The following is a 5,452-nucleotide window of genomic DNA, read 5'->3' as shown; positions in this document are numbered from 1 at the left end:
TCAGCAGATTGCAGGTAGATGAGGTATAAATATAAATGGTAAAGTCTTTGTAGTGCAGGCATCTTGCCCGCAACTGGTTTACCTCCTAGTTCTTTTGTAAAGTACCCTACTTGTCCCCTAGTTAATTTGAAAAGATGTCCCAAACTACTCAAGCACTCTCAAAACCAATATTGGCTGAACCTGGATCGTCTTACACAAACAACCATCCTCAAGAGTCGCAAGAGTGGGTGGAAGCTTTAGTTGATGTTCCTTTCAAAACTTCAACAGATGATGCTGAAGAAGAGGAAAAATTATTTACTTACAAAATACCTCCCGAACTGGACATTCAACCAGGAGACATTTTAACAGTACCTTTTGGCAGTCAACAGGTAGGAGCGATCGCTATTCGTAAAACCTCCCAACTACCAGAAGGGTTAACGAGGGAGCGCATCAAAAATGTATCGGACATTATTACTAGAGGTTTTTTCCCTCCCACTTATTGGCAACTTATAGAAAAAGTTGCTAGTTATTATCAAACACCTATTATTAGAGTTATTCGCACTGCTTTGCCACCAGGGTTACTCAAACGTAGTCAACGACGCATCCGCATTATAGAAGAAGCAATACCAACAGGTGCAGAAATCTTTCTCAATGCTACCGCTAAAAAAATTCTGGAAACTCTGCAAAATTCCAAAACCAAAGATTACACCTGGCAATATATCCAACGTCAAGTCAAAGGTGCTAACAGAGGATTAAAAGATTTACTCCAACGAGGTTGGGTAGAAAGTTATCTCGAACCTCCTTCTCCTCCAAAACCAAAATTGAGACAAGCTGTAACTTTAGTTGTTCAAAACTTACCCAAGGATTTAACCCCACGTCAACAAGAAGTTATGGAAGTGCTACGGCGAAACGGTGGGGAAACATGGTTAACTGAATTGCTTAACAGTTGCAAAACCAATTCTTCTGTAGTCAGAAAACTAGAAGAAAAAGGCTGTGTCATCATAGAAGCACAGGAGGTGTTGCGACGAGAAGAAGGTAGGGGCAATATCAGAGATGAAATCAAAATGCTCACCCCCTATCAAGCAGAAGCATTAACAACTATTACCGAAATACAAGAATTTGCTCAAATATTGTTGCATGGAGTTACGGGATCTGGGAAAACAGAAGTATATTTACAAGCGATCGCTCCTATTCTTGAAAGTGGCAAATCTGCTCTTGTACTCGTTCCCGAAATTGGTCTAACACCCCAACTCACCGATAGATTTCGCGCTCGTTTCGGCAAAAAAGTCTACGTTTACCATAGCGCTCTGTCTCCGGGCGAACGTTACGATACCTGGCGTAATATGACATGGGGTATTCCTCAAGTTATTATTGGCACTCGCTCTGCCATCTTTGCCCCATTACCAAAACTAGGTTTAATAGTATTAGACGAAGAACACGATAATAGTTTCAAACAAGACCGCCCCGCCCCTTGTTATCATGCTCGCACTGTAGCGAAATGGCGAGCAGAGCTGGAAAACTGCCCCTTAATATTAGGTTCCGCAACACCTTCTTTAGAAAGTTGGTTGGAAACAAGAGAATACCACCCAGAAAACCTGAGTCAAGCATCTCCTAATCTACCAGAAAATGTAGATGAAAATGTTTCCCCAAAACCTAAAACCCAAAACCTCACACCTAAAACCTATTACCTGTCACTACCAGAGCGCGTTCACTCACGACCGATGCCACCCGTAGAAATAATTGATATGCGCCAACAACTGCGACAGGGAAACCGCACAATGTTCAGCTATCCCCTACAAGAAGCACTGCAACAGTTACAAGAAACAAAACAACAAGGCATTTTATTCATCCACCGTCGCGGCCATAGTACATTTGTGTCTTGTCGTAGTTGCGGTTATGTAATGGAATGTCCCCACTGTGATGTTTCACTTTCCTATCATTATACCCACGAAGGCGCAACCCAACTGTTACGTTGTCATTACTGCAATTACACCCAACTACAACCCCAACGTTGTCCGGAATGTGATTCTCCTTTCTTTAAATTTTTTGGCAGCGGTACTCAAAAGGTAACTCAAGAGTTAAATAGACAGTTTCCAGATTTACGATGTATTAGATATGATAGCGACACTACTCGCACCAAAGATGCACACCGAATATTGTTAACTCAATTTGCTAATGGAGAAGCAGATTTATTAATCGGTACTCAGATGTTGACCAAAGGTTTAGATTTAGCCCAGGTAACATTAGTAGGAGTTGTTTCTGCTGATGGGTTACTACATTTTTCAGATTATCGTGCTAATGAGCGTGCTTTTCAAACGTTGTTGCAAGTAGCGGGACGTGCTGGCCGTGGAGATAACCCAGGGCGAGTAATTATTCAGACTTATACTCCCGAACATCCTGTGATTCAAGCAGTGCAACGTAATGATTATGAGTCTTTTGTGGAGACTGAATTACAACAACGAGCAGAACTAAACTATCCTCCTTATGGGAGGTTAATTTTGTTGCGTTTGAGTAGTTATGACCCGACTGAGGTAGCGGTAACTGCTCAAAAGTTAGGGAGTGTTTTGATGGAAAAAGCGGAAGAAGGTAAATATGATTTATTAGGTCCTGCACCTGCTCCTATTGCTAGAGTGGCTAATCGTTATCGGTGGCAGATTTTGTTAAAGTTATTGCCTGGATGTGAGGATGTACCAGATTTGACTAAGTTGAGTAATCTTTGTCCTCCTGGGGTGAGTTTGACTGTGGATGTCGATCCTATGAATTTGTGATCAACTTAGTTTGTATAACTGTACCAAGTATCTACAAATAAATTAGTCATCTTTAGATGACTTAAGCTATCAGCCAAGGATTTTAATCCTTGGTATCTATAAATAAATTAGTCATCTTTAGATGACTTAAGCTATCAGCCAAGGATTTTAATCCTTGGTATCTTGGTATCCATGAGGTATTTGCGTAGCTTTGTCATCCGCCAAGAAATTTATTTCTTGGCTCACAGCAGAAGTCATCTAAAGATGACTAAAAAGATATCTGCATCGCGGCGATAAGTTTAAATATTATCGTCAAATTCCTAGTTTGCAGGAATATGTATTGGTAGACTCGGAATCAAATTCAGTGGAAATTTATCGTCGAAGAGAGGGGAAAATGTAGTTGTGTAATTATTATGAAGCGGGGGAGGCGATCGCTTTAGAAAGTATTGAGTCCTATAAACTTTTGTATGAAGGAGTGACATTTGAAGTTAGAAGTTAGACCTGATAATTACTATACCCTAGTCATTGCGACGGTCACTCCGTGGAAGGAAGCAATCTCAGGAACTCCGTGATACTACTTGAATTTAAAGTTTTGGTAAAGTTTTGGCATAAGCTATTGCCTCTTGCCTAAATAAAATGTTATTCTAATTTTACACGTGTGCAGATAACCGAAAAAGTTTCTCAAAACGAGAAAAAGTTATAATTCCTGGCTTTTTTAGGCAGCAATAGCTAGTGCCTACATAGCAAAAGTTTGTAGGATTTTTGAACTCATAAAGTGACAACTCTAATTCTATAGACATAACTAAACGACTGAGCAAAACGATAAAAAACAAAGATAATTGAGAACTAACTAGATATGCACCATCAAAAACCAGTAATTAAGAGCCAAGCAACTAACCTAAACAAAATTGGTAAAAGAGCCTTCTTCCAGCTCTTAACCCTCCTTGCTTTTACAGCTCCCGCTAACGCTTTTGATCTGAAACTTACCGCACCCGACGGTTCTGCACATGACTTTTTCGGACATTCAGTAGCTCTAACCAATAACACAGCTCTGATAGGTGCCTACAAAGACGACGACAATGGATACAACAGTGGTTCAGCTTACCTATTTGATACTACTACTGGTAGTTTGCTCCAGAAATTTACCGCACCCGACGGTTATCGTGAGGACTACTTCGGATTCTCAGTAGCTGTAAGCAATAATACAGCCCTGATAGGTTCCCACTTCGACGACGACAATGGAACAAATAGTGGTTCAGCCTACCTATTTGACACTACTACTGGCAGTTTGCTCCACAAATTTATTGCACCCGATGGTTCTATTGGCGACTACTTCGGATACTCAGTAGCTCTAAGTGATAACTTCGCTCTGATTAGTTCCCACTTAGACAACAACAACAACGGAACAGACAGTGGTTCAGTCTACCTATTTGACACGACTACTGGCAGTTTGCTCCAGAAATTTACTGCACCCGACGGTTCTAGATATGACTACTTCGGAAGGTCAGTAGCTGTAAGCGGTAACATAGCCCTAATTGGTTCCTACGCAGACGATGATAATGGAACAAACAGTGGTTCAGCCTACCTATTTGATATTACTACTGGCAATTTTCTCCACAAATTAACCGCACCAGACGGTGCTGCAAATGATCACTTCGGATTCTCAGTAGATGTAAGCGATAACACAGCCGTAATAGGTTCCTACTGGGATGACGACAAGGGAGGAAACAGTGGTTCAGCCTATCTATTTGATGTTACTACTGGCAACTTACTCCACAAATTAACCGCACCAGACGGTTCTGTTAGCGACTGGTTCGGATACTCAGTAGCTGTAAGCGATGGCACAGCCCTGATAGGTTCCTACAAAGACGACAACAACAACGGAACAGACAGTGGTTCAGCCTACCTATTTGACACTACTACCGGCAGTTTGCTCCAGAAATTGACTGCGTCCGACGGTTCTGCACATAACTCCTTTGGATTCTCAGTAGCTCTAAGCAATAACACAACCCTAATAGGTGCCCCTGGAGACGACGACAACGGCTCCAAAAGTGGTTCAGCCTACCTGTTTACCACTAACACCAACACTAAATCAACACCAGAACCATCATCGCTCTTAGGAATAGTAGGCACAGTAGCGATCGCTGCCTTATCCCGAAAGAAGTGGCAGAAAAAATAACCATAAAAATGTCTCATAGCTAATTTATCAAGCAAGGAATTCAGCCTCTAAATCTTTGCTTGATTTTTTTTGAGAGTTCTACTTATATTTTCATAACTTATATCATGTCCGGATAATTAGTGATAAAAAAACTTATTATGAGTGCTTCAACAGTAAATCTTTCCCTACTCCCCTACTCCCCCACTCCCCTACTCCCCTACTCCCCACTCCCCCACTCCCCCGCCCCTACATATAGCGTTTTCAAGGTAAATTTGCGTAAGTCCTGAAAATGTTATAAAAAACTTGTAGATAACTATAGCTTGACACGTCAGTAGGTTGGGTATCGGGACCGAAAGCCAACAGCAATCTTTCTCCCCTACTCCCCTACTCCCCCACTCCCCCGCCCCTACATATAGCGTTTTCAAGGTAAATTTGCGTAAGTCCTGAAAACGTTATAAAAAACTTGTAGATAACTATAGCTTGACACGTCAGTAGGTTGGGTATCGGGACCGAAAGCCAACAGCAATCTTTCTCCCCTACTCCCCTACTCCACTACTCCCCACTCCCC

Annotated in this window: 3 protein-coding genes; all 3 read left to right on the top strand. The window is 41.7% G+C overall.

The genetic code is table 11. The features are described 5' to 3' along the window. Positions 1-134 precede the first annotated feature (134 nt). Positions 135-2,747: a primosomal protein N' gene (priA, locus tag F6K54_RS39540; protein WP_293089749.1), complete on the top strand. Its 2,613-nt coding sequence runs from the start codon at positions 135-137 to the stop codon at positions 2,745-2,747. 259 nt (positions 2,748-3,006) lie between these two features. After that, a complete protein-coding gene (locus tag F6K54_RS39535; protein WP_293089751.1) occupies positions 3,007-3,126 on the top strand; it encodes a Uma2 family endonuclease in 120 nt (39 codons plus the stop codon). Between the two features lie 456 nt (positions 3,127-3,582). After that, positions 3,583-4,905: a WD40 repeat domain-containing protein gene (locus F6K54_RS39530; RefSeq protein WP_293089747.1), complete on the top strand. Its 1,323-nt coding sequence runs from the start codon at positions 3,583-3,585 to the stop codon at positions 4,903-4,905. Positions 4,906-5,452 lie beyond the last annotated feature (547 nt).

The sequence above is a fragment of the Okeania sp. SIO3B5 genome (genome assembly GCF_010692555.1).
In the GTDB taxonomy this organism is placed as follows: domain Bacteria; phylum Cyanobacteriota; class Cyanobacteriia; order Cyanobacteriales; family Microcoleaceae; genus Okeania.
Note: the sequence above shows the minus strand (reverse complement) of the source record. Positions and strands in the feature narration are given on the sequence as shown.